This window comes from Paenibacillus sp. JNUCC-31, assembly GCF_014844075.1.
Classification (GTDB): domain Bacteria; phylum Bacillota; class Bacilli; order Paenibacillales; family Paenibacillaceae; genus Paenibacillus.
In genome coordinates this window covers 5,546,656-5,573,129 of the sequence record NZ_CP062165.1, presented here as the reverse complement: position 1 = coordinate 5,573,129, position 26,474 = coordinate 5,546,656, and the positions used below count along the sequence as shown (strand labels likewise).

Here is a 26,474-nt window from a genome sequence, read left to right as displayed (position 1 = left end):
GAATAGGATATCGATCTATATGTTGCTGATCGGAAGACACTCTTCGGATTTATGCAAAAAGCTTATACTATTATTTCTTTTTTAGGTCGTACGCGTCTTCTCCCTCACAGGAGGAAGCAACTTGCTCATATTCACTGTACGCTTGATTTCCCATGTTTCCGGCTTATCATGTTCATACTGCTCCAGATACAGGATGACTTCCTTCGTGATTGGTGTTGGTGTTGAAGCTCCTGACGTAACCGCCACTTTATTCACACCTTTCAGCCATTCCTGCTGGATCTCCGCCACATCAGATACACGATATGCCGTAACCCCGGCAATCTCCTCCGACACTTGTGCAAGACGGTTGGAGTTGTTGCTGCGAGGATCACCTACAACGATGACCAAATCCGCCTGTCCTGCCTGTTCAGCGACAGCTTCCTGACGAACTTGGGTAGCCAGACATATTTCATTATGAATTTCTGCGCCTGGGTACTTCTCCAGAAGACGGCTCATAATGTGTTTAATGTCCCATTGGCTCATCGTTGTCTGATTTGTAATCAGGATTTTGCCGGGTGGTACGCTTAGTCCATCGATCTCCTCTTCCTTCTCGATCAGATGAACATGATCGGGTGCAACGCCTATAGCACCCTCAGGCTCTGGATGATTCTTTTTTCCAATATAGATAATGTCATATCCTTCAGCCGTCTTCTCCCGAATCAGGTCATGGGTCTTGGTTACATCCGGACATGTAGCATCCACTGTCGTCAGCCCTTTATCACGTGCCATCTTGCGCACTTCCGGAGATACACCATGGGCCGTAAAGATCACTGTTCCGCTCTCCACCTGACGCAAAATATCAATCCGGTTCGGTCCATCCAGAGTAATAATACCCTCATCTTCAAATGAATCCGTCACATGTTGGTTATGCACAATCATACCCAATATATAAATAGGCCGTGGTAGATCCAGATTGCGTGCCGCCTGGCGCGCAAGCACCATGGCATCCACAACTCCGTAACAATATCCTCGCGGCGAAATTCGCAATACTTCCACTTGGTTGCCACCCGCTTTCTTTCTCGGCAAGGTTGCCGATGTAATTGCAGTCCAGTCTATTATACCCTTATTCGATAGGCGGAGCAAAGACAACCGGCAACCAGATAATAAAGGTGGTTCCTTCTCCACGTCGGGTTACAACCTCAACCGATCCATGATGCTCCTCGATGATCCATTTGGCGATCGAGAGTCCCAGGCCTATGCCCGGTGTGGCTCCACGGGATTCATCTGCACGATAGAACCGATCGAAAATAAACGGCACCTCGTCCCGATCCATTCCAATTCCCGTATCACTGATTCGCAGTCCGACCTGGCCTTTGTACAATATCGCATCGAGTGTTACTGAGCCCTCCGGTGTATACTTGAAAGCATTCTCGACAAAAATGAACAGCATCTGTTGCAGGTAATCTTTACTTCCGTTCACATATATGCCATTCAGGATCGAAAGATCACCTGGACGCCAGTCTGCCTGGTGATCAAGGAATTGGGCTCTGCGAGCCACTTCCTGCACCAGAATTTGCAATGGAATCGGATTCAGTTCGATTTTCTGTCCTGTATCCGCTCTGGCCAAGGACAGCATATCACTGATTAACCTACTCATGCGTTTGCCTTCATCCGCCATATCCTCTATCGCCTCGAGAGACATCTGTTTAACCGTTTCTTCATCCAGATTCGGTCGGTCCGTGCTTTCCTGATCCCAAAGCTTCTTCAGGAAGTCGACATTCCCACGAATTGTGGTCAGCGGTGTGCGCAGCTCATGTGAGGCATCGGATACAAATCGGCGCTGGGCTTTGTTGGTCTCCTCCAATCCGCGGAAGGAAAGCTCTGTTCGCTCAAGCATATTGTTCACGGTTTCAATCAGACGTCCAATCTCATCCGTAGGACCCGTGTATTGTATACGCACACTAAGATCATCCCCGGACTGAATCTGATTCGCCGCATCAATAACGTTGACGAGCGGGCGCATGGATTTGCGAGCCAGAATAAGGCCCGAAGTAATCGCAAGTGCCATCGCCACTAACCAGCCAAAAACGAGAATATTGCGCAAAGCCTCCAGCAAGCGTTCCTGGGAGCTCACATTGGTTCCAACTTGAAGGAGCCCCCTTATCTCATTGGTTCCTTGCAAAGACAAGGGCTGCTGATTAACCAGAAAAGGAGTTCCGTTTACATAGATCTTGGATATTCCACGCGCTTTCTGAATCTCATTGGATTTCACCACAGGAAATTGAATTTGAAGCTTCTCCATATTTCCTGATATTTTGCCTGATCTGCTTTGGTAATCCCACAATTGGATGTATATCTGGGCTTCCTGAAGCTGGCTCTCGGTAAAAGGATCAAGATCCAACGACTGTGAAAGAGGGTTGACACCAATTTGATTCGTAATTCTCTCACTTTTATCTTTCAGTTGCTGTTCCACTTCTTGATACGTATTAAAATAGACAAAAGTGTAAATCACAACGCCCCAAAAAATAAGCACGGCTGCCAAGATGCCTGAGTACCACGCGGTTAATCTTAACCGAATGGACATGTCAGGAGTCACCTCTCAAAATATAGCCGGCTCCCCGGATGGTCTGGATCAAACGTTTGCCGCCGTATTCTTCGGTTTTTTGTCTGAGCATGGCAATATATACTTCGAGCACATTGGATTCACCACTGTAATCATATCCCCAGATTTTGTCCATGATCAGATCACGGGACAGCACACGTTTGGGATTCTGCATGAACAGGTTCAGCAATTCGAACTCCTTGGCAGTCAGTTCCAGACGCTGACCATCACGCAACACCTCACGGGAATCATTATCCAGAATAATATCCTCATACATAAGACGATTATCCGGCGTATCCGCGATATCGGCTTTACGACGAAGCAATGCACGGACACGGGCCAACAATTCTTCAAGTGCAAACGGCTTCACCAGATAATCATCTGCACCTGTATCAAGTCCTGTTACCCGGCTCTGAACTTCATCTTTGGCTGTCAACATCAGCACAGGAACTTTGCTCCCTGCTTCTCTAAGTCTGCGGCATACTTCAAACCCGTCAATTTGTGGCATCATCACGTCGAGAATAACCACATCGGGTTCCTTATCCATTAGTTTACTAAGACCCTCGGCACCATTAGATGCCGTCTGTACCTCATATCCTTCAAATGCCAGCCCCCGACGAAGCATGGACACAATTTTCTCATCATCATCAACAATCATTATAGTTGAGCGCATGGTCTTTCTCCTTTATCCCTAACGTTTTATTCCTATTGTAACAGGCAAAAGCGCAATCTGCATCTTCTCCAAATACCCGGTTCCATGATAGAACCACCTAACATTTCATATACCTCTATGCTATGCAAAAAAGCGGAAGGGCCTTCGAACCCTTCCGCTCTCCTGTAGCTTATTCCCATACCTATTTAACTTGTATTATGGTTGCTGCTGTTGTTGACCTGTCGTTTGAGTTGTATCATAATCGTTTTTGTTGCCGATTTTGATTTTGACATCCATTTTTTTACCGTCACGTACAACATTCAGTGTCACTTCACTGCCAATTTTCTGTTTCTTAATAAAATCAATCAGATCCTGACTTGTACTGTATGCCGTGCCATTGGCACCTGTAATGATGTCATAGGCGCGCAGATCTGCCTGATACGCAGGAGATTGATAGATCGTGCTCGCAACAACGGAACCTTCGGTAATATCCGTTCCCATTTGTTTAGCCACTTCAGGTGTGAGGGCCATCAACGATGCGCCGATAAATGGTACTGGCTCTTTGGGAACTTCTTTGTTTTGTTTCAAATATTTCACCGCATCCGAGATCACGCTCGATGGAATGGCAAATCCAATCCCTTGAGCATCTGCGCTCACCGCTACGTTCATACCGATAACTTCCCCATTCAGATTAAGCAATGGTCCCCCCGAGTTACCAGGGTTAATGGATGCATCTGTTTGCAGCAAGTGACTGTATTCACGCGTTTTGCCTGTTTCTTCATCCGGAATGCTAATGGTACGTTCTTTGGCACTCAAGACACCTGCGGTAACGGTGTGCTCAAATCCTTCCGGGTTACCAATCGCAACAAGCCATTCCCCGACTTGTGTGCTGTTGGAATCACCCAGTGGAGCGACAGGGAAATTATCGTCGCCGCTGTTTTTCTCAATTTTCAATACGGCAAGGTCGAGATCAAAACTGCTTCCCAGCAATTTCGCTTCATACGGTTTACTGTTGTTCTCCAGCGTAACCTGAATGACATCTGCCCCTTGAACCACGTGCTGGTTCGTCAGGATGTAGCCTTCTTTGTCAAAAATAAATCCGGAACCAATGCCAAGCGGAACCAATTGGTTGCTGCTTTGTTGCTGTTGCTGATTTTGGCCCTGGTAGTTATCTGTTCCGCCATTGCTTCCATTACCAAAAAAGTATTGGTACAATGGATCACTCATCGTAGAACCACCTTGACTGCTGCTACGTGATGACTGTTTGGCAAGTGTTTCTATTTTGACGACAGCAGGACTTGTACTCGTTACCACGGATGAAACATCCTCTTTACCGGTAGGCAACAGCGATGCAGTCACATTATTGCCACCGCCCGTGTTCGTGGACGTTGATTCCTGAGCAGAGCTTTGATTCTCAGCACTCGTCAGAGCTTCCTGCGGTGTAAACATGTTTGTTCGATCAGCTGTATACATCAACACAGTAATAACCAGCATACCGGCGATGAAAGAAAACAGCAGCGATCTTACGGAAGAACGCGGCCGACGATTATTGTAGTTCCAATTGCCGTTATTCTTGCCGCCGTTGCCTTGATCTCCTCCGTTGCCTGAACCATTTCCGCCACCTCTGGCTGACGGGTTACCCTGTTCAGATGATTCGTTGCTGTAGTAAGTAGGTACTGGCTTCACAGGATCCGGTCTTGTAATCTGTACATTTCCTTCTTCACGTTGATTATGTTCTCCATTGTAGCTTGCTGTATCTTCCTGATTCACGGACTGAAAAGGTCCATAAGAATAATAATAGGAGGAATCGTCCGTCCCCGATGAATTGCGATTCTCCGCTTGTTTTGTATCATTTTCCTCGTCTTGACGGTTCGCTCTGTAATTACGTTCGTCCATGCCTCTCTACCTCCCAATCTCTTATTCGCAAGAGATATTCTTTAACTGTCCTTATTTTGTACTTTAAACCTTAACCGTACCTTAAAAACAATTAAAAAGGAGATAAAAGCACGCTATTATAGATCATTTTCCCCGCCAAATCCGCATTCTAACCCTTATTTTTCACCCAACCCTGACGATGAGCGTATATGGCCAGCTGTGTGCGATCGTCCATTTCACATTTCATCAGCAGATTGCTTACATGAGTCTTAACCGTTTTAATACTAATATGTAGTTCTTCCCCGATGTCCTTGTTGGTTTTCCCCTCAGCAATTAACAGGAGTACTTCCTTTTCCCGTTCCGTCAGGCCTGACTCATTCTCTCTCGCTGTACGCTGTCTGATGCCACGCGTCAATGCCTGCGATACATCGCCTGTCATCACAGGCATGCCTCGGTATGCTCCCTGCAGAGCATAGATCAGTTCTTCAGCAGATACCGTCTTCAACACATAACTGACCGCACCTGCTTCGATGGCCTGGACCACCAGGTCATCCTCCAGAAAACTGGTCAGCATCACAATTTTCATTCCCGGAAATTCGGTCATAATCGCTTGTGTCGCTTCCGCCCCATTCATCACAGGCATCATCAGATCCATCAGGATCAGGTCAGGCAGTTCACTTTTGTCCAGCTTGCACAGTCGATCCAGTGCCTCCTGCCCGTTGCTTGCTTCCCCCATCACATGAAATGTGGGCTCCAGCATAAGATATGTTTTCAAACCCATCCGCACCATGTCATGATCATCCACAATCATTACATTCACTTTTCCGCTCATTCCATTTCCCCCTCTGGTTCACTCGGAAATTTCGGGATGAATACTCGCACCGTCGTTCCCGCTCCCGGCTTCGATATAATCTGAACCTGACCCCCAAGCTTCTCTGCCCGTTCACGCATCGTTGATAATCCATATGAACCCGCACGTTCCGCTTGCTGCAAAAAACCTTGACCATCATCGCTGATGCTCATGCTAATTTGATGTTCACTTTCACGTATGGACAGGCTGACCAGTCCAGCCTCTGCATGTTTGACCACATTAGCAACAGCCTCCTGAATAACAAGAAACAGCTGGTGCTCGATGGCATCCGAGATTCCGCCATCCAGTTCCAGCTCTTTGACGCCTTTCAATCCGTTCTGTCTGCAATAATCCGGAAACCATCTGTCCAACGCTTCGGCCAGATCCCGACCCTCCAGTTCCACTGGACGAAGCTGGGCAATAAGTCCTCGCATCTGCCGCTGAGCAATATGAGACATCTGAATTAATTGATCGAGTACCTTGCTGCCATGCTCCGGATTCATCTCCAGCAAGCGTGGTAAGGAAGAAGCCGACATGTGCATGGCAAACAGCTGCTGACTTACGGTGTCATGCAAGTCTCTTGCCATGCGTTTCCGCTCTTCAAGTGCGGCACGTTCTGATGCCTGTTCCTTTTCTATAACTTCCTGCTCACCGAGCCGCTGAAGCAGTCTCATTTTTTTCTCAATCGAATCCATCATGACATTGAATTCCTGATATACCCGGCCAAATGAGGCGTCATCTGTTTCAGGCAGGCGAACCGAGAGATTGCCTTTGGACACTTTCAGCATATTGAGATCCAGAAGATCGATTTTCCGCTGAAGGCGCAGAGCAGCAATATACCCGGTAATCACAGTAGCCAGTACAACAACCGCAACATAGGTCCAGGCGCGCTGGCGCCCGGTTCCCATCAGCACCTCCCCGTACAGGAGATAGAATCCGCCCAAGGCAATGAGCCCGGTCAGCGAAAAATACATCATCAGTTCCCACTTATTGGCCTTGAGAATCGTTCGTATCATGCGTTAACCCACCTTATTCACTTTAACATCTCCGATAAACACACTGACGATAATCCGTACTTTTTTGCCCGCTTCACGGTAGTGTGAAGTTTCAGCCTGCGCGCTGCTCAGGAAACCGCCGCGTTTCTGGTTCAACAACGACATATCTCCAATGAAGGAGTTCGTCGTCACCGTCACACCCAGATCCATATCCTCCGGTACAAACACTTTTACATCCCCAATAAAAGAAGAGATGTTAATCTTCGTCTCGCCATAAGGAATCTGTGCTTTCGTCAAATCTATCACGGTATCGCCAATAAATGCCGAGATGTTCATGGGTTTCAGCGAAAACACTTCCTGTCCCATATACAAATCACCGATAAATGATGATTTGTTCAACGTATGCCCGCCGCCGCCATTATAGTTGGCATCATCATACATGTCATCGTCATCATATTTTCCGTAGCCATTTTTGCTTGATCCGTAAGCGTCATACTTCTGCTTGTGTTGGTGTCCATAAGATGTCTGATCTTCCTTACCTTTATAAGCTGAACCATGTGAATCGTTCTTCGGCTCCTGTTTCGGTTTACCAAATGTTTTTTCGAATTGCTCATCAAACGAAGATGGCATCTCCAGATCCTCAGGGGACAGCGGCTTATAAGGCTGCTCGGGTGGAGGTGGCTGCATTTGTTCATGGTGCTTGCGATCACGGCGTCGTGGTCCAACCAGAACAAAGAATCCACCACCAATTAACATCACCGGAATGAGATAACGAATGAACTCACCCATGGAATAATCAATCCAGCCTAGATTTCGTGCCAAAAAATACCCCCCGATTGCCAATACAATAGCTGGTCCGATAAAAGCATAACCGCCATGACGACGAATTTCAGTCATCCCTTTTACACCCCACCAAATTAAGAACAACGGCCAATATGTTCTGAACACGTATCCTATATCAATGTCATATCCCAATTGTCTGAACAAAATGATTGCACCAATCGCAATAAGAGGAATGCCAACCCACCAGCGGTCCCGTGTAGATCGTTTCATCGCTCATGTCTCCTTCGTCTTTATTCTGTACTCAGTTTACATCAGATAATGGTTGGTTAACAGCGGCGGCAGATGGAATCGTTCTCAGTCTTGAGACCGATCCGGAAGGATTTTTATGTAAAAAATATATAAATAAAAACACCCCGGAGCTGCTGCTCCAGGGTGCCTGCATCATTATTTATTTTTGGAATTTTCCTGCTCGGCCTGTTTGGCCTGTTTGACCAGTGTTTTCTACACCGAACTCGGCATTGAATTTTTCATCAGGTGTTTGGAAATTTTCCTGTACTTTGTTTTGCTCGGATTGTTTTACTTTGTTTGCTACATTTTCTTGCCCAAACTCCGCATTATACTTCTCGTTTGGTGTTTGGAATCCTTGGGATTTCTTAGCCACAACGATCACCTCTCTCTTCATATTTACGGTGCATTGCTGCATCGCGGGGTTCGTCCCCAGTCAGTATTATGTGAAGAGAGCACTTTAGTTATTCAGGTGTAACCTTCCAAATTAAATCGCCTTGTCCAACCAGGAATCCGGTACCGATTTATACACGTCGATGGCTTCCGATAGCTCTTCCAGCATCTTTTCAGTGCATTTTCCAGCACCTTGTTTGATTACCTGTACTTCGACATCCTTTTTGCCCCACTCCTTGTACACTTGTTTTGTTGTTGGGAAATAGAGATCAATCTTATTGCCCTTGATGGCCGAGCCCGTGTCTGCAACGATTCCGTATCCGTAGCCTGGAATATATAAAATGGAGCCCATGGGAAACAGCTTTGGATCAGCTGCAATCGTTGAGACGGTTTCTTTATCGCGCCGTACCTTTACACCTGAATACGTAATTCCGTATTGTGGATGTTTAGGCCCCTTTCCGGTTGATTCCACACCTGCCGTGTATCCAGTCGCCGTCACCTTATGTGTGTCCAATACCTGTTCTGTACGCGGTGCGAGCACTGGCATGGACGGGTCATTTCCGATCTGCCTTTCTGGAAATTGCGGTCGTGGAATGACAATGGGCTGCGGAGACCACAATAAAGCCATATAGACCATGGTTGTTAGTTGAGCCTGATCACTGTATGCATAGACTGCCTTATCTGGATGGTGGCCTTCACGTTCACCTGAAGTTTCGTTGTCGCGACTCTCCACATACAGGACTTCATTTTCCTCTTCAAAGGTATACGCTTCTGCCAGATTGGAGCCCATAGCTATTCCAATAAGCAACACACAGCAAGCAATGGTGAATCGTACGTTATTCTTTTGAATTAAGAATTGCTTTTTCATTATAGAACCTCCCCCTTACTGCAAAGGTTTTCCAAAATGAAAAAATTCTATACTCTACCCTACCCTTGAGGGGGCTAATGAGCCAGCACGTTCGAAAACCCAAAAATAACAAAAACCCGTCTAAACACCAAGAAATTAATCATTGGGTTCAGACGGGTTTCTTATTTAGAAAACACAATATTGAGTTACACCAGACGGGATGTAATCTCTTCTTTCAGTTGGGCTACAATTTCGTCTACAGGTTTCATGCCGAGATCGCCTTCTCCGCGTTTCCGTACAGATACGCCCTGAGCATTCCGCTCATTTTCACCAACAACGAACATATATGGCATTTTTTCAAGCTGTGCCTCACGGATTTTATATCCGAGCTTCTCATTACGCAGATCAGCTTCAGCTGAGATTCCCGCACGTTTCAGCTTCGCTTCCACTTCACGGGCATAGTCATCGAAGTTACCGGATACCGGGATAACCTTCGCCTGCACAGGAGACAGCCACAATGGCAGAGCCCCTGCAAAGTTCTCCAGCAAGAAAGCAGTGAAACGTTCCATCGTACTGATTACACCACGGTGAATAACGACTGGACGATGCTTCTGTCCGTCATCTCCTACATATTCCAGTTCAAATCGTTCTGGCAAAAGGAAATCCAGTTGAACGGTTGATAATGTCTCTTCTTTACCCAATGCTGTTTTGATCTGTACATCCAGCTTCGGACCATAGAACGCCGCTTCGCCTTCTGCTTCATAGAATGGCAGATCCAGTTCTTCCACAACTTCACGCAGCATACGCTGGGACATTTCCCACATCTCGTCATTCTGGAAATATTTTTCGGTATCTTTAGGATCGCGATAGGACAGACGGAAACGATATTCGTGAATGCCAAAATCTTTATAAACCGTTTGAATCAGCTCAATAACACGAGCAAACTCTTCCTTGATCTGATCCGGGCGTGCGAAAATGTGAGAGTCGTTCAGCGTCATTGCCCGTACACGGTGCAGACCTGTCAACGCGCCCGACATTTCATAACGGTGCATCATACCCAGTTCGGCAATCCGAATTGGCAGATCGCGGTAGCTATGCATACTGGATTTGTACACCATCATATGGTGCGGACAGTTCATTGGACGAAGAACAAGCTCCTCGTTGTCCATGACCATTTTCGGGAACATGTCTTCCTGGTAATGTTCCCAGTGTCCGGATGTTTTGTACAATTCCACATTACCCAGAACCGGTGTGTATACATGCTGGTATCCCAAGCTTTCTTCCAGATCCACAATATAGCGTTCCAACGTCCGGCGTAGTTTGGCACCGTTTGGCAACCAGATCGGCAACCCTTGTCCAACCAATTGGGAGAACGTAAAGATTTCCAGCTCTTTGCCGAGTTTACGGTGATCCCGTTTACGAGCTTCTTCAAGGAAATGTAAATGTTCATCCAGCTGTGCTTTTTTCACAAAAGCCGTACCGTAAATTCGTTGCAGCATTTTGTTTTTGCTATCTCCGCGCCAGTAAGCACCCGCAACATTCATCAATTTGAATACTTTGATTTTGCTGGTGGATGGTACGTGTGGTCCACGGCACAAGTCGAAAAATTCGCCTTGCTCATAAATGGTGATCACACTGTCTTCCGGCAAGTCACGAATTAATTCCAGCTTGTAAGGATCGCCCACTTCTTCGAAAATGTTGATCGCTTCCGCGCGGCTAACTTCCTTACGTACAATTGGCAAGTTTTCATTAACAATACGTTCCATTTCCTTCTCGATCTTTTGCAGATCTTCGGGATTGAGCGGTTGTTCCAGATCCATATCATAGTAAAAACCATCTTCAATGACTGGGCCAACACCGAGGTGTACCTCTTTGTTCCCGTATAAACGCTTCACCGCTTGAGCCATCAAGTGAGCTGTACTGTGACGCATCACTTCCAGGCCTTCTGATGAATCCAGGGTTACGATCTCAACCAATGCTCCTTCATGCAAAGTGGTGGACAAGTCCACTACGATTCCATCCAGTTTGCCGGCTACGGCATTTTTGCGCAGTCCGCTGCTGATCGAAGCGGCCACATCTTCAATGCTGCTTCCGTCGGCATACTCACGAACCGAACCATCCGGTAATTTAATATTAACTGCCATTTGTCTCATTCCTCCTGTAAATGTAACCTGAATCCATTCTATGGATGGACTGGATTATCTATTGCAATTCCTGCCATTATGGAAAGAAACGCAAAAAACACCCGTCCCGGCAAAGGGACGAGTGTTATATACTCGTGGTTCCACCCTACTTCAGCTGCTTCATCCAAACTCAGAAGTACAGCCCTCATTGGCATGACGGTAACGGGCATGACCCGGCATATCCTTACTCACGGATCATTACCACGAATTGATGAGGTAACTTACAAATCCCGCTTTCAAAACAGCAGCTACAAAGGGGTAAACCAAGCGTGGCAACCGGAGGAAATTTCAGCCTAGTTCCCTCTCTCTGCACCGACCTTGCGAATGGTTCTTGTCTTTGTCAACGCTTTTGATTATCAACAGTTATTATAATTGCCGAGATCACTTGCGTCAAGACTTGTCAGCAATCCTGAGCGTAATACTTCACACTCCGGACAATGATGACATAATTGTACCTTGTCTTCAAAGATCTGACGGATGGTAGAAATGACTGGCAGGTCGGGTGTTTTGGTGTGCAGCATGACTTTCTCGGGTGAGATGGAGATCAACGTACTTACAATCATATCTTCAATATCCATTTCCAATTCAAGTCCGGGCATTTCCACGACGACCTGTTCATCTTTTTGTACAGGCAGCGCTCGAAGTTCAGCATCAAATACCTGAAATTCATGCAAACCTTTGTGTACCAGATGCACAAGCGGTACCTTGGCTTCCTGAAAGAACACAAAATATTTGAGCAGCCCCATAAATTCTTCGTATTGGCGATCCATCCAGAATTCGTCCAGCGCGTATTCCACCAGTTCATGAAGTTCCTGCTTGTATTGCCGAATCCGGAAATTAAGGATACCTTCCAATTGAAAAAAATGAACATCCTCCAAATCCTGCTTCAGACCTGTTGCCAAAGCAGCGCGGCGACGCTCCCGAAGTCCTGGCTGGTCCAAATCACCATTGATTAACAGAGGCATGCATATTCGATTGACTTTTTCAACCTCTTGTTCATCCATTACCGAGCAAGCTTTGGAAATCATATCTTCCACCATATGCCGTTCACGCGTATCCATGATGAAATCTGCAAGCCCCATCGCGAGCAAGTCACTGATTTGAGGAAGCCACTGCTGGAAGTCTGCGTGATTCTCATTCCCCCTGCAGACCCAGGTCGCTCTTCCATCATTATGTTTGAAGGTGAGCCGAAATCCTCTTTTGCTTATATGTAAACCTTTGGTTTTTTCCTTCACACAACGATAAAATTGATCCGCTTCCTCTTGCCCCGATACCTCGGTCCATACGGCGAACAGTTCCATAAGAATCACTCCTTTCCTTCTGTTCAAAGTATATGGCAAGGCCGATTGGGATATACGAAGCGGATTGATGGAAAGCGTGTCATGATTTCTCAGTATATTATCAATCCGTTTGGAGTTAAGCCAAAAATGTGTTATTATTTTTATAACAGTATGTTTCACGGAAAGGGGGGAAGCCAAAATGAGACAACAACCAAGAATACTCCGTTACGCGTTTATTATCATTTTGTGCGTATTTCAAGCGTTGTCCTTCCCTATTCCGATGCAGTCGGAATCCGCTGTGGAGATAACCGTTGAGACGACTTCCAACAAGGAAGTGCTTGTCCACACATTGGAGTCTCAGCAGAAACCTGCCATTCGCAAATACCCACAAGTCATGTCGAAGTTGATTGCGGTTACGCATAACAAACCTGTCTTTCTTGTGCTCGCTTTGTTGCTAATGCTGCGAATTCCTACACCGCGTCTGCCCTTTAAACCGTTGATTTGTCTGTTTAAACGCAGATTATTTCTGCTACCCATCAAATTCACCAGCATGTATGTATCTCCCACCCCTTCAGCACCAAAATACGTAAACGCTTTGATCTAGCCGTTATACCGTATTTGTAGGTTGCTTTGCATGGAGACACCTCTATCTGAAAGACGGTGTGCTTGTGCATAACTTATAACCCTTTTAGCTAATGTAAGATATCAACCCATTTTCATAAAATAACACCTAGTCGATAACCATTATTTTGTTATACCCATTTTCAGCAAAAATTCCAAACACTAGGCTGTGTGTCAGGAGCACCTGGCTCTGTTTGCCCGCATCATTTAATGTTCCTTAGAGCAGCAGATCATTCTATTTTCGGGAAATAAGCCTGTCTTCTGTGGCAGCCTTTCAATTTAAGGAGGCATACTATCCATGGATGTACGCGAAACAGATTTGCCGGGAATCGGCAAGAAATTTCAGATTGAAACGAGCAGTGGAGATAAAATTATTGTCATTATTCACGATGATGGCCGCCGGGAAATGTATCATTTTGAATACGAAGATCCGGACCAAAGCATCTCCATGATTACGCTTGATGACTATGAAGCAAGACAGATTGCTGCCATTGTTGGTGGATTGACCTATAAACCAAAGCAGCTTGAAAATATTGAAGTAACGTTTGATGACCTCATTATCGAATGGTACAAAATCGAGCCATCCTACGGATGTATCGGTAAATCGATTGGTGAACTGGATGTTCGTCAAAACTCAGGGGCAACGGTTATTGCCGTTGTAGAGAAGAATCACAAAAAACATATCAGTCCCGGTCCGGAGGTCGTGATTAGTGCAGAATCCACGGTAGTAGCTGTTGGCGAACGCAATCAGCAAAAGCTATTCAAATCCCTCCTCCTGACCGGAAGGGGGTGAGTCGATGGATCATTTGATATTCGAAGTGGGTCTGGCGCTTGTGCTCATTGCAGCGGCCGGACTCTTATCCGCAAAACTGAGATTTTCGGTCGTTCCATTTTACATCTTGATCGGGATGGCCGTTGGACCACATGCCATGAAGATCTGGCATCTGGATTTCCGCTTCATCGAAAGTCAGCCGTTTATTGAATTTATGGGCCGCATCGGTATCCTGTTCCTTCTCTTTTATCTCGGCCTGGAATTCTCGGTTGGTCGTCTGATCAAATCGGGTAAATCCATTGCCGTCGGCGGCTCCATTTATATTGGGATTAACTTTACGTTGGGATTGATTTTCGGATTTGCTTCCGGTTTCCCTGCTGCAGAAGCTCTGGTCATCGCCGGTATTACAACGATTTCATCCAGTGCCATCGTCGCCAAAGTACTCGTTGATCTCAAACGAACAGCCAATCCGGAAACGGAAATGATTTTGGGTATTATCATGTTTGAAGATGTGTTTCTCGCAGTATATATCTCCATCTTGTCTGGACTTGTGCTCAGTGATTCATCTTCCATCGGAGGCGTCATTGTATCGGCACTCATCGCGCTTGGATTCATGCTCGTTGTCATTATCCTTGGACGTAAAGCGACACCGTTGCTCAACAAAGTTCTTAAGATTCGCTCCAATGAGTTGTTCTCCCTTGTGATTTTCGGTGCATTGTTCCTCGTTGCCGGATTCTCTGAAACCATTCATGTCGCAGAAGCGATTGGGGCCTTGCTTGTTGGTTTGGTTCTGGCCGAGACGGAGCATGCAAAACGGATTGAACATTTGATTTTGCCATTCCGTGATTTCTTCGGCGCGGTCTTCTTCTTCAGCTTTGGACTGTCCATCGATCCCCTATCTCTTGGTGGCGAAGCCGTATGGCTTGCGTTGATCGCAGTTGTGCTCACACTATTCGGGAATTTCCTTGCAGGCATGCTCGCTGGACGCAGTGCAGGTTTATCACCGAAAGCATCAGCCAATATCGGTTTGACCATTGTGTCACGTGGTGAATTCTCCATCATTATGGCCAACATGGGTAAAGCCGGAGGACTTCTGCCGCTGTTGCAGCCGTTTGCCGCATTATATGTGCTCATTCTGGCCATCCTTGGACCGTTATTAACGAAAGAATCCAAACACGTGTTTAGATTATTGGATAAAATATTTAAGTTTAAAGATCCTCGGAAAAAGAAAGAAGAGCCGAAGGTACTTCAGAAAGAAGGGTAACCCCTGTCTGTTCAGAACAGACAACGTTCGTACTCGCGGCTCTACCGCCGATCTTTCTGTGATTAACCCAGGGAGAATGGCTCGAAAGCCGCACTAAGGAGGATGACCTATGAAAGCACCTCTGATATCGGCTAATCCGGTGCCACAGGCCGCCAAGACCAGATGGTCATCTACCCGTCGCATGTTGAATTTATTATTTGTGATTGCGGGTGGAATTCTGGCCTCCGTGGGACTTGAATTGTTTTTACATCCCAATAAGATCATTATTGGGGGCATTACGGGTATCTCCTCGTTGTTCGCTCACTGGACCGAAATGAGGATTGGTTTGTTCCTGTTTTTGTTTAACGTTCCGTTTATTTTTCTCTCCTACCGACTCGTGCAAAAGAAATTCGTACTGGTCACTGTTCTGGGTTTGGTTGTCTTTTCGATTGGTGCCATTGTGCTTCATCCCATGCCCCCGCTAGTCGAGCACCCGCTGGCTGCCGCCATGTTTGGCGGATTATGTCTCGGTCTAGGAATCGGTCTAGTCGTGCGGTATGGTGGGACACTGGATACGCTGGAAATCGGTGATCCGTCTTCCCGTCCACCTGAACGTGTGTTTAGCGGAAAACGGATGCTTATCGAAAAAATAATCATGCTGGTCAACTTGTTAATTCTAACCGCTGCCGGTGTTGTCTTTGGTTGGGATCAAGCGATGTATTCAGTAATCGCCTATCTCATTGCTTATGAAATGGTGTATATTGCTTTTCGCGGGTTCACAGCCAAGCGCAAAATATGTATCTTAACCACACAAAGCGCCCAAGTTGAAAAAGCTGTCCGCAAACGGCTGCGCCGTGAACCTGGAACATTTGATTCTCCAACCAATTCAGGATACCCTGCTGTGACCGAAGGATGGATCCAACACGTTCCGGGAGCACTCTACTATGAGATTCATTTCCTCGAAATGATCTGGCTCAAATCCATTGTGCGCCATATTGATCCGCATGCAGGCATTGTAACGAACCCGGAGAAATGATTCTGGATTCTTATAAGCTAGGCCAACAAAAACTCTCTCTGATTCCTCTGAATGTGAAGCATTCATTGAGGATCAAAGAGAGTTTTTTTGGTTAATTGCCGCTTTCCTTATATCTTATATCTTATAACTCGACTATCGCTTTCACCACATGTGAATCCGGGCTTAACCATACGTCGATAGAATCAGGAAGTTGGTCAAAACTCGCCCGATGTGTAATGTAATCATCCATGCTCCATTTCTTCTCCCGCAAGATCGACATGACCTGCTCGAAATCCTCTCGGGTTGCATTTCTACTGCCCAAAATACTCATCTCCCGCTTGTGAAACTCAGGATCATGAAAGGAAATATCGGCTTTGACCAGCCCAACAAAAATTAATTGACCGCTATGGGCCACGTACTGGATGGCTTCATTCATCGAATGTGCATTTCCTGTTGCATCAAAAACAGTGGTTGCATAGTCCCCATTCGTAATTTCGGCTACTTGCTGTACGGCTTGCTCATTGGCCTGAACCAAGAAGTCCACTCCCGCCCAGGAGCGGCTTCGTTCCAGCCTGTCCATATTCCGATCAATGGCAATGACCTGAGCCCCGGCCTGTTTGGCAATTGCCATCACGCCAAGACCAATGGGTCCAGCCCCAATTACCACAACCTGTTCACCAGGCCGTATCGCTGCTCTTCTGACCGCATGGGCACCAATACTGAGCGGTTCCACCATCGCAGTTTCATCCAGTGTAAGTCCTTCTGCCCGGATCAGATGGGAGACAGGCACAACAATCCTCTCCCTCATGCCGCCGTCCACATGAACGCCCATGACCTGCATGGATACACAACAATTCGTTTTCCCAGATCGGCAAGCGATACAATGACCACAATGCAAATATGGAATAATACTCACCTGATCTCCCGGCTTCAGGCCCGCTTCATTGGGTCCGATTTCTTCAATAACCCCTGCTAGCTCATGGCCCAGTACACGAGGATAGGTGAAAAATGGCTGATTGCCCTTATAAGCATGCAAGTCAGTTCCACAGATGCCGATCCGCCGGATGGAGACCAATGCCTGATTCTCAGCTCTTTCGGGCTCATCCATCTCCCGGAGTACCAAACGATTGATTTCTTCACATACAACAGCTCTCATTCCTGTTCCCCCTCTGTTGATACTTTTGGCTTCATGTTATGTTCGATGTTGTATTCAGGTCGGCCGCTGGCCCAGCTCACATTATGAATTGGAGCCAAAATACGCAGTACCTCGGATAGAAGTTCCTGATCCAGTGGTTCTTCCAACCAGGCTGCATTGTTGCGGATATTATGCTCGCTTGCACTGCTGACCAGTGTCGTTGGAATCCGTTCATTGGCTGTCGCAAACTGCACGGCAAGCTTCGCAATATCACTGCCTTGTTCCATACAGTACCGGGCGGCTTGCAAGCAGACCTGCTTCACGCGATCATCTGCCGGATGCCAGGCAGGAGTTCCTCTGGTGCTTAATAGGCCCATAGAAAGAGGCGAAGCATTCACCAGGCCAATATCTTTCTTTTCCAAAAGAGGAAGCAACGAGAGCAGAGAAGTATCATTCAAAGCATAATGGCAATAAGAAATGATGGCGTCGGCATCGACCTGTGGTAGGACTTTCTCGAATAAAGGTAATGGCAATCCACATATGCCCGCATGGCGAATTACCCCCTGCTCTTTCAGGCGGGTTAAGGTTGGGAAGGCTTCTTCAATAATGATTTCGGCCGGAACAAACTCAATGTCATGCAGGAACAGGATGTCGATATAATCCGTGTGCAGGCGGTTCAGGCTTTCCTGTACACTTTCATGAATCCGCTTACGTGAAAAATCAAACGTATTCTCTCCATATCGCCCAGCCTTGGTTGATAGCGTAAACGAGCTGCGCGGCAAACTGCGAAGGGCTTCTCCAAGCACAACTTCGGCTTTTGTTAATCCATAATAGGGCGAAACATCTATATAATTCATCCCTGCATCAACCGCAGCATGAACTGTACGAATACCCTCACCCCGGTCAATATCGCGAAAAACGGAACCCAGTGAGGAAGCTCCAAAGCTTAATGCAGGTACTTTCAGTCCCGTCTTTCCAAGTACTCTTGTTTTCATCAAATTGCCCCTTCCCAGCATGTCTGCTTACTCAAGTGCCCTTTTATTGTAACAGTTCAATTTCTATATAAAATATCGCCAAATGCGTAATATGTACTGTTTGATGACCTTGGTATCAACGATGGGAAAATGCGAAATGAAAAAGCCCGCCGATTTCCCCATTAAGGAGTAACCAGCGGACTTCAGATCCATAATCTATTAAGTGAGATCGCATGGATTCAATGGATCGGATTGAATTACATCGTTTTATAATTACAATTAGTTCTGCATAACAAAATCTTCATGAACAGCGTTCTCTTCATCAAACATCCGCAGGATGTCATATTTGGTGTTCCGCTGTGCCGGAATGTAGCCCGATTCCCGAATCAACCGGAGAATCGATTCAATGTTGACTTTATACGTCGCACCTGCAGCAGATACCACGTTCTCTTCGATCATGGTGCTACCAAAGTCATTGCAGCCAAATTCGAGTGATTTCTTGCCAATCTCAGGTCCCATCGTAACCCAGGAGGATTGAATGTTCTTGATATTATCGAGTACCAGTCGGCTAATCGCTACCGTTTTCAGATACTCTTCCGGTGTCTGACGCTCCAGTTTCAGGTTCGTATTATCCGGTTGGAATGTCCAAGGGATGAACGCCAGGAATCCTTCGGAATCGTATTTGTTCGCGATGCACTCGTCTTGAGCTTCACGTACACGAAGCAAGTGCAGTGCGCGTTCTTCCATCGTTTCACCAAGACCGATAACCATCGTTGCCGTTGTATTCATGCCGATCCGATGTGCTGTCTGCATAACGTCCATCCAGTCGCGCCATGAACCTTTCAGACGACTGATTTTGCGACGTGTGCGGTCATCCAGAATTTCGGCACCACCACCTGGCAAGGAATCCAGTCCCGCTTCGTGGATTGCACGTACAACCTCTTCCAAAGTAAGGCCATCGGACACTTCAACCATTTTCATAATCTCAGCCGGGGAGAAAGAGTGCATCGTAATATTAGGGAAACGCTCTTTGATTGCTTTGAGCAAATCAGTGTAATAGCTAAACGGCAGGTTCGGATTCGTTCCACCCTGCATCAGAATTTCCGTACCGTTCACATCTTCTGTTTCCTGAATTTTCTGGAAAATGAGTTCATCGGGAAGTACATACCCTTCTTCAGAACCCGGTCTGCGATAGAAAGCACAAAAACGGCAGTACACATCACACACGTTCGTGTAGTTGACGTTACGCCCAATGACAAATGTTCTGTATGGTTCGGGATGCATGCGTTTTACAATCACATTGGCGGCGGCCCCGATTTTGTCTACTTCATTTGATTCAAATAGCTGAATCGTGTCTTCCAAATCCAAACGTTCGCCCCGAAGGGCTTTATCTAAGATACGGTCTACCGTACTCATCGTAAAAAGCCTCCCTCATGAAGAGAAAATAGTATCACGATCCGTCCCAACTTGTTCATATCGATGAAAGTTTTGGTGGCAACATCGTATTTCTGTACTTCCCATATCGTAACACAGGTTACATGTGAAAAAAAGCACCTTATGAATAGGTGCTTTAAAAACAAGTAAAAATTTTTACATATCCTTATGATTTCAATCTTTCTTCAGCATACTTAAACACGGTGGTTCATCACGCTCTGATTCTACGATTCCTGAAGTGCCTGATCCAGATCAGCAATCAGATCATCAATGTCTTCCAAGCCAACGGAGAAGCGCAGCAATCCGTCCGTTATTCCACGATCACGACGAACCTCAGCCGGCATTGCCGCATGGGACATCATCGCCGGGTACGAGAGAATACTCTCCACTGCCCCGAGGCTTACGGCAACAATTGGCAGTTTCACCCGGTTAAGTACTTTCTTAGCCCGATCACCCGAACCAACGTCAAATGAAACTACAGCTCCGTAACCACTCGACTGACGCTCATGAGCTTCACGACCTGGATGATCCAGCAGCCCGGGATAGAATACAGCCGTAATATCACTGCGTCCGCTAAGCCATGCTGCCAGCTTGGCTGTGCTCTGTTCACTATGTGCCATACGTGCGCCCAAGGTTTTCATTCCACGCATCAGCAGCCAGGATTCCTGAGCACCAAGGACCGTTCCAAGCCCATTCTGCAATTGTTTCAATTGTATTCCCAAGGAGTCTGTCCGGGCAACAGCCAACCCCGCCAGCACATCACTGTGTCCGCCAAGAAACTTGGTGGCACTATGTACAACAATATCCACTCCAAGCTCAATCGGGCGTTGGTAATAAGGTGTCATAAAGGTGTTATCCAGAATCGAGATTAACTCATGTTCCTTCGCCCAGGAAGTTACGGCCGCGATATCCGTAATTCGCAATGTTGGGTTGGATGGAGTTTCCATATAAACAGCCTTGGTATTCGGCTTAATTGCTGCTTTTACTTCATCTATATCGGTCATATCTATAAATGTCGTTTCAATCTGCATCCGGCTGAGAATGGACGTTAACAAGCGGTATGTGCCACCATAAACGTCTTCCGTTACAATCATGTGATCTCCTGCCGAGAACATCATGAACACACTGGAGATCGCAGCCATACCTGAGGAATAAGCGAATCCACGTGCTCCGCCTTCAAGCAATGTGATGTAATCCTCCAGAGCCTGACGAGTCGGATTGCCCGAACGGCTATAATCATGTTGAGGCGGATTAAATATATCAAAATGATGGAATGTGGAGGCTTGATAGATCGGCACGCTGGAAGCCCCTGTGGTTTTATCGATTTCGTCACCGAAATGCAGCAGCTTGGTTTCGAACTTCAGGTCCGAATGAACATTTCGTTCCTGATTATTGGAATGGTTATTTTGTTCACTCATGATGAACTCCTCCTTCAATCTCCTGTTGTGCAGCTGACAGTGCATTGCCCAGATCTGCAATCAGATCATCGGCATGCTCAATCCCTACAGAAAAGCGCAACAGACGGTCATCCACACCTACAGCATCGCGAATTTCAATCGGAATATCGGCATGGGTCTGTACCGCAGGATAGGTCATCAATGACTCGACTCCACCAAGACTCTCGGCAAAAGCGATCAGCTTGATATGACGCAGCAAAGGTTCAACATAACGAGCATCCTTTACTTTGAAGGAGAAAATGCCAGTGTTCCCGCTGGACTGTTTATTCTGTACTTCAAATCCGGGGTGATCCGACAGACCTGGGTGGTACACTTCATCAACAGCTGGATGTTCCAACAGGTACTTGGCAATCGTCAAGGCATTATACTCATGGCGTTCCATACGCAGAGCGAGTGTCTTCATGCCTTTCATCAGCTGATAGGAGTCGCTTGGAGACAACACTGCTCCGATGGAATTGTGCAGAAATGCCATTTCTGCTGACAATTCTTCCCCCTTTGTAATAATTAATCCCGCAAGTACATCGTTATGACCACCCAGATACTTCGTAGCACTATGGATGATGATATCGGCGCCGAGTTCAATTGGACGCTGGAAGAACGGCGTCAGTAGTGTATTATCTACAATGGTCAGCAGGTTGTGGCTCTTTGCCCAGGAACTAACGGCTTCCAGATCTGTAATCATCATCAGCGGATTAGTCGGTGTCTCAACAAATACGGCTTTGGTATTCGGCTGACGAATACTTTCCATAGCCTCAAGGTCATTGGTATCCACATAACTAGCCGTTACCCCGAAGCGGGATAAAATGCGTTCAAGCAAACGATACGTTCCACCATAGAGGTCCAGTGATACAATCAGATGATCTCCTTGCCCAAATAGGGCAAAAATCGTTTGCAACGCTGCCATGCCGGAGCTACATGCAAAACCAGCATCACCGGATTCCAGCGCTGCCGCTGCTTCTTCCAGCACTTTACGGGTTGGATTCGTCGTACGAATATAATCAAAACCTGTACTCTGTCCAAGCTTCGGGTGGCGAAACGCAGTGGATTGATAGATTGGAAAATTAATGGCACCCGTCACCGGTTCATTGATGGACCCAATTTGAGCCAATCGGCTTTCAATTTTTAACTTGTTATCTTCCATTGCTGCATCCTCCTGGGATCTCGATTAGATTTGCGGTCCAATATCGTAAGGCGTCTCTTGATATACATAGTAATTGAGCCAATTAGAGAATAATAAGTTTGCATGTGCCCGCCAAGTTGCGGGAGGGACACGGGAAGGGTCATCATTCGGAAAATAATGTTTAGGAAGAGCCACATTCATTCCCTTGGCTGCATCCCGGTCATATTCCCATTTCAATGAAAGCGGATCATACTCGGCATGTCCGGTTACAAAAATCTGCTTGCCGTCTTTGGTGGCGACCAGAAAAATGCCAGCTTCCTCGGATTCAACCAAAATTTCGAGGTTATCATTCTTTTCAATATCTTCACGGCGCACTTCCGTGTGACGAGAATGCGGAACGTTAAATACTTCATCGAATCCGCGCAGCAACTGCACATTGGATTTGTTGATCGTATGTGAGAATACGCCAAAGCATTTCTCATCCAGTGGAACTTTCGGAACACCAAAATGATGGTATAAACCCGCTTGGGAAGCCCAACAGATATGCATGGTCGAAGTTACATTGGTTTTGGTCCATTCGAAGATCTCCTGGATTTCCTTCCAATAGTTCACGTCTTCGAAGTCCATTTGCTCTACAGGAGCACCTGTAATGATCATGCCGTCAAAACGGCGATGTTCGATCTCGTCAAAGGTTTTGTAGAACAGGTCCAAATATTCCTGTGATGTATTCTTGGATGTATGAGATTTCGGATGCACCAGAACGATGTCCACCTGAATGGGTGTGTTTCCGACTAGACGAAGCAATTGCGTTTCTGTCGTTTCCTTTGTAGGCATCAGGTTTAATATAGCGATACGGAGCGGACGAATATCTTGCTTATAAGCAGATGTTTCGTCCATGACAAAGATGTTTTCTCCTGCGAGCACTTCCTTGGCTGGCAGGGTGTCTGGTATTTTGATCGGCATGTTGGTTCAAACTCCTCCTTGTGCATAGATAGATGCAGCATGGGCTGCCATGAGCTTGCTTTCAGGCGCTGGATGCCATTACATCAAGTGACAAGCTCAAGTTCCGTAGCGAAAATCACTGCTGAGAAGTCGGGGCATATAAAACAAAGACCTTCCTCGGATTCCGAGAAAGGTCATATGTAAATAGATATGCGCCTCTCTCATCTCTCAGTTACAACAGTGCCACATGGACACTTGGTCGCTGCAAGAATTAGCACCGTACGGATATACCGCCGGTTGCCGGGTTTCATCGGGCCAGTCCCTCCACCTACTCTTGATAAGATTTCGCTGTATTCAATTGTAATTTAAAATGGTTCACCGTCTACTTTAAAACATTAATCCACTCACGTCAAGATGTAGTTCATAGTCTTCACCTCTGGACCCGGAACCGATCAACTTCCGTTGTCATACACTGCTCCAGGGCGCGAAATCGACACATTTTTGCGCTTGAAAGCACCCTGTACCAGCGGTATACTAAACAAGTGTTATAAACCCTTATGTGAGAGGTGACATATTCAATGGATGGCGACCCGAGGCCCGACTGGCAGCCGAGTTCCTACAAACTGCATAGAGAATTGACATCAGCATGCCGGCAGCGGGACGTTACTTCCGTTTGTATATAGAGCGAACGCAGTCCTGATCTCCAGGCTCCGCTGCCGACCGGCTGATCTCTTCTTTTTTGCGCCCAAATTGATAAAAATCCGCCAGCTTGGCGGGTGCAGAAGGAGTAGATAAACAATGAAAATCCGGTTGGTAAACAACGGTGTATTTATCCCGGTGGATGACATTCAGCAGGCGCTGACTCCACCAGCGGAGGGATTTTACTGGATTGATGCGGACGTAGACGATTTGGCGGTACTTCAACCGCTGTTCTTAATGCATGATCTGGCAGTGGAAGACTGCTTGAGTGACGAAGAACAACGTCCGAAGATTGAAATTTATGAGAGCCATTATTTTATTGTCATTAATAGCATTCGTTTCGATGATGAAGAGATTTTTTTGCGTGCCGTCAACCTGTTCCTTGGAAGACATTTTATTATCAGTGTTACGAAACAAAAAGTCAGTGAATTACGGACATTGAAACCGATACTATGGGAACAGGAAATCAGCACCCCGGATCGGCTGCTGTACCTCCTCGTGGACTTGATTGTTGATAATTATTTCACAGTCGGTGACCGGATTGAAGCACGGATTGAGAAGCTTGAGGAAGATATCCTGATGCACACCAAAAAGTCTCATTTGAATGAGATTATCGGGCTGCGCAGTGAGATTTTGTGGCTCAAGAAAGTGCTGGGACCTCAGAAAGAGGTCATTAACACCCTAAACAAAAAAGACCTGCGTCTCATCGATGATCAGCTGCAAAAATACTTCAGTGACATTTATGAGAATGCTGTGAAAATATCCGAAACCTTTGAGACGTATCGCGACCTGATGGGCAACTTGCGCGAAGCTTACCAATCAAGTATTGCCAACCGTGCGAATGAAATCATGCGCGTGTTTACCGCGATTACCACAGTCTTCATGCCACTGACGGTCATTACCGGTATTTATGGAATGAACTTCGACAACATGCCTGAGCTGCACTGGAAGTATAGTTATTTTGTTGTCATCGGATTAATGGTTACTCTGGGTCTGAGCATGTTCTTTATTTTCCGCAAGAAAGACTGGATTTAAACTGCCACAGAACAGACCAAAGCTGAAAAGACGAAGCCCTCCATTCGGAGTAGTGCCTCGTCTTTTTTATTTATTGTATTTTAGTACGATTAGACCTACTGATTACCCCATTCTCCCTACTCTAGCCCGCATGCTGCTCCGTCTCTGTGTGGCGACGGAAACGAATTCGAATCATGCGCAACCTTTCATAGACCTGCTCCAGACTGCCTCCGCCGGGCTTCTCTTCTCCATACACTTTATGTAACACGGGCTTCAGAAACGTATCTCCCAGCTCTTCGTAGGCGCTCCATACCGCCTCTTGTTCCTGTTCAGGCATTACGGCCAGCTCTGCATCCAGCAGGCAGTCTGTATCATACCCCTCCAGATCCAATGTTTCCAGCAATTCAATCAGCTCCCGCCGGGACAATCCGGAACGATTCACGATTTCCTCCAGCGTATGTCCTTCCCTCATGCCTTCAAGCACCTGCTTGCGTGTGGTAAATCGGTCGAGCTCCTGCTTGTATTTCTGCTCTCTCTGCTTGTACAGCCAGTTCTCATAATCTTGTTCCTTCAGAGCTGTATACACCCAGTCCAACGGAAAAGATGTGGAACGTTCCAAGCCGTTTGTCAGTTCAAGCCATTCTGCCCCGTACTCGGAAGCTTTGCTCTCGCCCACACCAGGCAGCTGCATCAACTCATCCATGGTTTGCGGTACAAATGCACTTATCATGCGCAACAGACGGTTCGTTGCAATAAAATACGGGGCTTTCCGGTCTGATGCTGCTCTCTTCCTGCGCCAAGTACAGAGATCCGTATACAACTCCTCATTGTTAACCAATTCACTGTAACATTGAAGACGCTGACCACTATAACTGCGTGATTTCGGGTCTTCATTCTCATGGAACAGACCCTGGAGCAATGGACGGTATCCTTCTTTCATCTGTATGGCTAGCTGATGACGGTATACATGTAGTAACTCATCCCATGAACTGCCTTCGTACCAGATCACATCCTCTCGGTCACCTTCCTCATAGCGACTCCAACCCAGGTGCCATGATCCTTCCTCTTCACCAATCCATAACTGGGCCTGCTCTTCATCCATACCTGAAATTCGAGATAATCTGTTCATAAAAATGACTTCCATTTCTGTCCCTCCTTCAAAAGTTCAGCTTCGCAAAGTCTGATCATGCTGTTTCAAGACAGCACAAAAAACACCTCTCCTGCAAAATCCATGCAAGAGAGGTGCTTCCTCATTAACCGTGCTATGCTGTTGCTCATATATTACCACAATGGAAAAATTCGTCAACCATTAGATTGTAAATCC

General features: G+C 46.5%; 24 protein-coding genes and 1 riboswitch. Of the genes, 6 read left to right on the top strand and 18 right to left on the bottom strand.

The features are described from left to right. Positions 1–81: 81 nt before the first annotated feature. From JNUCC31_RS24405 to thrS, 10 genes are all read right to left on the bottom strand, one after another. Positions 82–1,035 (bottom strand): 4-hydroxy-3-methylbut-2-enyl diphosphate reductase, encoded by a 954-nt coding sequence (locus tag JNUCC31_RS24405; protein WP_192265560.1) that lies wholly within the window; start codon positions 1,033–1,035, stop codon positions 82–84. A 67-nt stretch (positions 1,036–1,102) separates the two neighbouring features. Beyond that, on the bottom strand, positions 1,103–2,563 hold the full coding sequence (locus JNUCC31_RS24400; protein WP_192265558.1) for a sensor histidine kinase: 1,461 nt from the start codon (positions 2,561–2,563) through the stop codon (positions 1,103–1,105). Position 2,564: 1 nt separating this feature from the next. Then, on the bottom strand, positions 2,565–3,254 hold the full coding sequence (locus JNUCC31_RS24395) for a response regulator transcription factor (protein WP_192265556.1): 690 nt from the start codon (positions 3,252–3,254) through the stop codon (positions 2,565–2,567). Between the two features lie 195 nt (positions 3,255–3,449). Beyond that, a complete protein-coding gene (locus tag JNUCC31_RS24390) occupies positions 3,450–5,129 on the bottom strand; it encodes a S1C family serine protease (protein WP_192265553.1) in 1,680 nt (559 codons plus the stop codon). A gap of 148 nt (positions 5,130–5,277) precedes the next feature. Then, positions 5,278–5,940, bottom strand: a complete 663-nt coding sequence (locus JNUCC31_RS24385) for a response regulator (protein ID WP_192265551.1) — start codon at positions 5,938–5,940, stop codon at positions 5,278–5,280. Next, positions 5,937–6,974 (bottom strand): sensor histidine kinase, encoded by a 1,038-nt coding sequence (locus tag JNUCC31_RS24380; RefSeq protein WP_192265548.1) that lies wholly within the window; start codon positions 6,972–6,974, stop codon positions 5,937–5,939. The genes JNUCC31_RS24385 and JNUCC31_RS24380 overlap by 4 nt, the downstream gene beginning before the upstream one ends. A gap of 3 nt (positions 6,975–6,977) precedes the next feature. Continuing rightward, positions 6,978–8,006, bottom strand: a complete 1,029-nt coding sequence (liaF, locus tag JNUCC31_RS24375) for a cell wall-active antibiotics response protein LiaF (RefSeq protein WP_192265546.1) — start codon at positions 8,004–8,006, stop codon at positions 6,978–6,980. Between the two features lie 178 nt (positions 8,007–8,184). Continuing rightward, positions 8,185–8,397 carry a hypothetical protein gene (locus tag JNUCC31_RS24370; RefSeq protein WP_192265543.1) on the bottom strand — a complete coding sequence of 71 codons (213 nt, stop codon included), beginning with the start codon at positions 8,395–8,397 and terminating at the stop codon, positions 8,185–8,187. Between the two features lie 111 nt (positions 8,398–8,508). Further along, positions 8,509–9,282 (bottom strand): 3D domain-containing protein, encoded by a 774-nt coding sequence (locus tag JNUCC31_RS33970; RefSeq protein ID WP_323374344.1) that lies wholly within the window; start codon positions 9,280–9,282, stop codon positions 8,509–8,511. A gap of 185 nt (positions 9,283–9,467) precedes the next feature. Beyond that, positions 9,468–11,405, bottom strand: coding sequence for a threonine--tRNA ligase (gene thrS / locus JNUCC31_RS24360; protein WP_192265541.1), 1,938 nt, complete (start codon positions 11,403–11,405; stop codon positions 9,468–9,470). Between the two features lie 78 nt (positions 11,406–11,483). Here thrS and JNUCC31_RS33515 point away from each other — a divergent pair, with 78 nt between their 5' ends. Further along, positions 11,484–11,741, top strand: a complete 258-nt coding sequence (locus tag JNUCC31_RS33515) for a hypothetical protein (RefSeq protein ID WP_228469227.1) — start codon at positions 11,484–11,486, stop codon at positions 11,739–11,741. A gap of 59 nt (positions 11,742–11,800) precedes the next feature. Here JNUCC31_RS33515 and JNUCC31_RS24355 read toward each other — a convergent pair whose 3' ends face one another. Beyond that, positions 11,801–12,745 carry a putative sporulation protein YtxC gene (locus JNUCC31_RS24355; protein WP_192265539.1) on the bottom strand — a complete coding sequence of 315 codons (945 nt, stop codon included), beginning with the start codon at positions 12,743–12,745 and terminating at the stop codon, positions 11,801–11,803. Between the two features lie 178 nt (positions 12,746–12,923). On the opposite strand from JNUCC31_RS24355, the gene JNUCC31_RS24350 reads away from it, so the two are divergent. From JNUCC31_RS24350 to JNUCC31_RS24335, 4 genes are all read left to right on the top strand, one after another. Further along, entirely contained in the window at positions 12,924–13,328 is a 405-nt protein-coding gene (locus JNUCC31_RS24350) for a hypothetical protein (protein WP_192265537.1), read from the top strand. A 315-nt stretch (positions 13,329–13,643) separates the two neighbouring features. Continuing rightward, on the top strand, positions 13,644–14,138 hold the full coding sequence (locus JNUCC31_RS24345) for a cation:proton antiporter regulatory subunit (protein ID WP_192265535.1): 495 nt from the start codon (positions 13,644–13,646) through the stop codon (positions 14,136–14,138). Positions 14,139–14,142: 4 nt separating this feature from the next. Continuing rightward, on the top strand, positions 14,143–15,381 hold the full coding sequence (locus JNUCC31_RS24340) for a cation:proton antiporter (RefSeq protein WP_192265533.1): 1,239 nt from the start codon (positions 14,143–14,145) through the stop codon (positions 15,379–15,381). A 109-nt stretch (positions 15,382–15,490) separates the two neighbouring features. Next, a complete protein-coding gene (locus tag JNUCC31_RS24335; protein ID WP_192265531.1) occupies positions 15,491–16,396 on the top strand; it encodes a YitT family protein in 906 nt (301 codons plus the stop codon). Between the two features lie 121 nt (positions 16,397–16,517). On the opposite strand, the gene JNUCC31_RS24330 is transcribed toward JNUCC31_RS24335, so the two are convergent. The 6 genes from JNUCC31_RS24330 to metA form a co-directional block, all read right to left on the bottom strand. Next, positions 16,518–17,531 carry a zinc-binding alcohol dehydrogenase family protein gene (locus JNUCC31_RS24330; RefSeq protein ID WP_192265529.1) on the bottom strand — a complete coding sequence of 338 codons (1,014 nt, stop codon included), beginning with the start codon at positions 17,529–17,531 and terminating at the stop codon, positions 16,518–16,520. Next, positions 17,528–18,505 (bottom strand): aldo/keto reductase, encoded by a 978-nt coding sequence (locus tag JNUCC31_RS24325; RefSeq protein ID WP_192265527.1) that lies wholly within the window; start codon positions 18,503–18,505, stop codon positions 17,528–17,530. The genes JNUCC31_RS24330 and JNUCC31_RS24325 overlap by 4 nt, the downstream gene beginning before the upstream one ends. 258 nt (positions 18,506–18,763) lie before the next feature. Further along, positions 18,764–19,900 (bottom strand): cyclic dehypoxanthinyl futalosine synthase, encoded by a 1,137-nt coding sequence (gene mqnC, locus JNUCC31_RS24320; protein ID WP_192265525.1) that lies wholly within the window; start codon positions 19,898–19,900, stop codon positions 18,764–18,766. Positions 19,901–20,142: 242 nt separating this feature from the next. Further along, complete coding sequence (locus JNUCC31_RS24315; protein ID WP_192265522.1) at positions 20,143–21,336, bottom strand: trans-sulfuration enzyme family protein; 1,194 nt, start codon at positions 21,334–21,336, stop codon at positions 20,143–20,145. Further along, the gene (locus JNUCC31_RS24310) at positions 21,329–22,516 is read right to left on the bottom strand and encodes an aminotransferase class I/II-fold pyridoxal phosphate-dependent enzyme (RefSeq protein WP_192265520.1); all 1,188 of its coding nucleotides are present in this window, start codon (positions 22,514–22,516) and stop codon (positions 21,329–21,331) included. The genes JNUCC31_RS24315 and JNUCC31_RS24310 overlap by 8 nt, the downstream gene beginning before the upstream one ends. Positions 22,517–22,540: 24 nt before the next feature. Beyond that, complete coding sequence (gene metA, locus JNUCC31_RS24305) at positions 22,541–23,458, bottom strand: homoserine O-acetyltransferase MetA (protein ID WP_192265518.1); 918 nt, start codon at positions 23,456–23,458, stop codon at positions 22,541–22,543. A 197-nt stretch (positions 23,459–23,655) separates the two neighbouring features. After that, positions 23,656–23,781: riboswitch (SAM riboswitch) on the bottom strand. Between the two features lie 454 nt (positions 23,782–24,235). Between metA and corA the strand changes: the two genes are divergently transcribed. Further along, positions 24,236–25,171, top strand: a complete 936-nt coding sequence (gene corA / locus JNUCC31_RS24300; protein WP_192265516.1) for a magnesium/cobalt transporter CorA — start codon at positions 24,236–24,238, stop codon at positions 25,169–25,171. A 121-nt stretch (positions 25,172–25,292) separates the two neighbouring features. On the opposite strand, the gene JNUCC31_RS24295 is transcribed toward corA, so the two are convergent. Further along, positions 25,293–26,294, bottom strand: a complete 1,002-nt coding sequence (locus JNUCC31_RS24295) for an HRDC domain-containing protein (protein WP_192265513.1) — start codon at positions 26,292–26,294, stop codon at positions 25,293–25,295. Between the last annotated feature and the right edge of the window lie 180 nt (positions 26,295–26,474).

Excerpts from the sequence above, each read along its gene's own strand:
- JNUCC31_RS24400 (WP_192265558.1), bottom strand. The coding sequence starts at position 2,563 with ATGTCCATTCGGTTAAGATTAACCGCGTGGTACTCAGGCATCTTGGCA.
- JNUCC31_RS24395 (WP_192265556.1), bottom strand. The coding sequence starts at position 3,254 with ATGCGCTCAACTATAATGATTGTTGATGATGATGAGAAAATTGTGTCC.
- JNUCC31_RS24390 (WP_192265553.1), bottom strand. The coding sequence starts at position 5,129 with ATGGACGAACGTAATTACAGAGCGAACCGTCAAGACGAGGAAAATGAT.
- JNUCC31_RS24385 (WP_192265551.1), bottom strand. The coding sequence starts at position 5,940 with ATGAGCGGAAAAGTGAATGTAATGATTGTGGATGATCATGACATGGTG.
- JNUCC31_RS24380 (WP_192265548.1), bottom strand. The coding sequence starts at position 6,974 with ATGATACGAACGATTCTCAAGGCCAATAAGTGGGAACTGATGATGTAT.
- liaF (WP_192265546.1), bottom strand. The coding sequence starts at position 8,006 with ATGAAACGATCTACACGGGACCGCTGGTGGGTTGGCATTCCTCTTATT.
- JNUCC31_RS33970 (WP_323374344.1), bottom strand. The coding sequence starts at position 9,282 with ATGAAAAAGCAATTCTTAATTCAAAAGAATAACGTACGATTCACCATT.
- thrS (WP_192265541.1), bottom strand. The coding sequence starts at position 11,405 with ATGGCAGTTAATATTAAATTACCGGATGGTTCGGTTCGTGAGTATGCC.
- JNUCC31_RS33515 (WP_228469227.1), top strand. The coding sequence starts at position 11,484 with ATGGAAAGAAACGCAAAAAACACCCGTCCCGGCAAAGGGACGAGTGTT.
- JNUCC31_RS24355 (WP_192265539.1), bottom strand. The coding sequence starts at position 12,745 with ATGGAACTGTTCGCCGTATGGACCGAGGTATCGGGGCAAGAGGAAGCG.
- JNUCC31_RS24350 (WP_192265537.1), top strand. The coding sequence starts at position 12,924 with ATGAGACAACAACCAAGAATACTCCGTTACGCGTTTATTATCATTTTG.
- JNUCC31_RS24345 (WP_192265535.1), top strand. The coding sequence starts at position 13,644 with ATGGATGTACGCGAAACAGATTTGCCGGGAATCGGCAAGAAATTTCAG.
- JNUCC31_RS24340 (WP_192265533.1), top strand. The coding sequence starts at position 14,143 with ATGGATCATTTGATATTCGAAGTGGGTCTGGCGCTTGTGCTCATTGCA.
- JNUCC31_RS24335 (WP_192265531.1), top strand. The coding sequence starts at position 15,491 with ATGAAAGCACCTCTGATATCGGCTAATCCGGTGCCACAGGCCGCCAAG.
- JNUCC31_RS24330 (WP_192265529.1), bottom strand. The coding sequence starts at position 17,531 with ATGAGAGCTGTTGTATGTGAAGAAATCAATCGTTTGGTACTCCGGGAG.
- JNUCC31_RS24325 (WP_192265527.1), bottom strand. The coding sequence starts at position 18,505 with ATGAAAACAAGAGTACTTGGAAAGACGGGACTGAAAGTACCTGCATTA.
- mqnC (WP_192265525.1), bottom strand. The coding sequence starts at position 19,900 with ATGAGTACGGTAGACCGTATCTTAGATAAAGCCCTTCGGGGCGAACGT.
- JNUCC31_RS24315 (WP_192265522.1), bottom strand. The coding sequence starts at position 21,336 with ATGAGTGAACAAAATAACCATTCCAATAATCAGGAACGAAATGTTCAT.
- JNUCC31_RS24310 (WP_192265520.1), bottom strand. The coding sequence starts at position 22,516 with ATGGAAGATAACAAGTTAAAAATTGAAAGCCGATTGGCTCAAATTGGG.
- metA (WP_192265518.1), bottom strand. The coding sequence starts at position 23,458 with ATGCCGATCAAAATACCAGACACCCTGCCAGCCAAGGAAGTGCTCGCA.
- corA (WP_192265516.1), top strand. The coding sequence starts at position 24,236 with ATGAAAATCCGGTTGGTAAACAACGGTGTATTTATCCCGGTGGATGAC.
- JNUCC31_RS24295 (WP_192265513.1), bottom strand. The coding sequence starts at position 26,294 with ATGGAAGTCATTTTTATGAACAGATTATCTCGAATTTCAGGTATGGAT.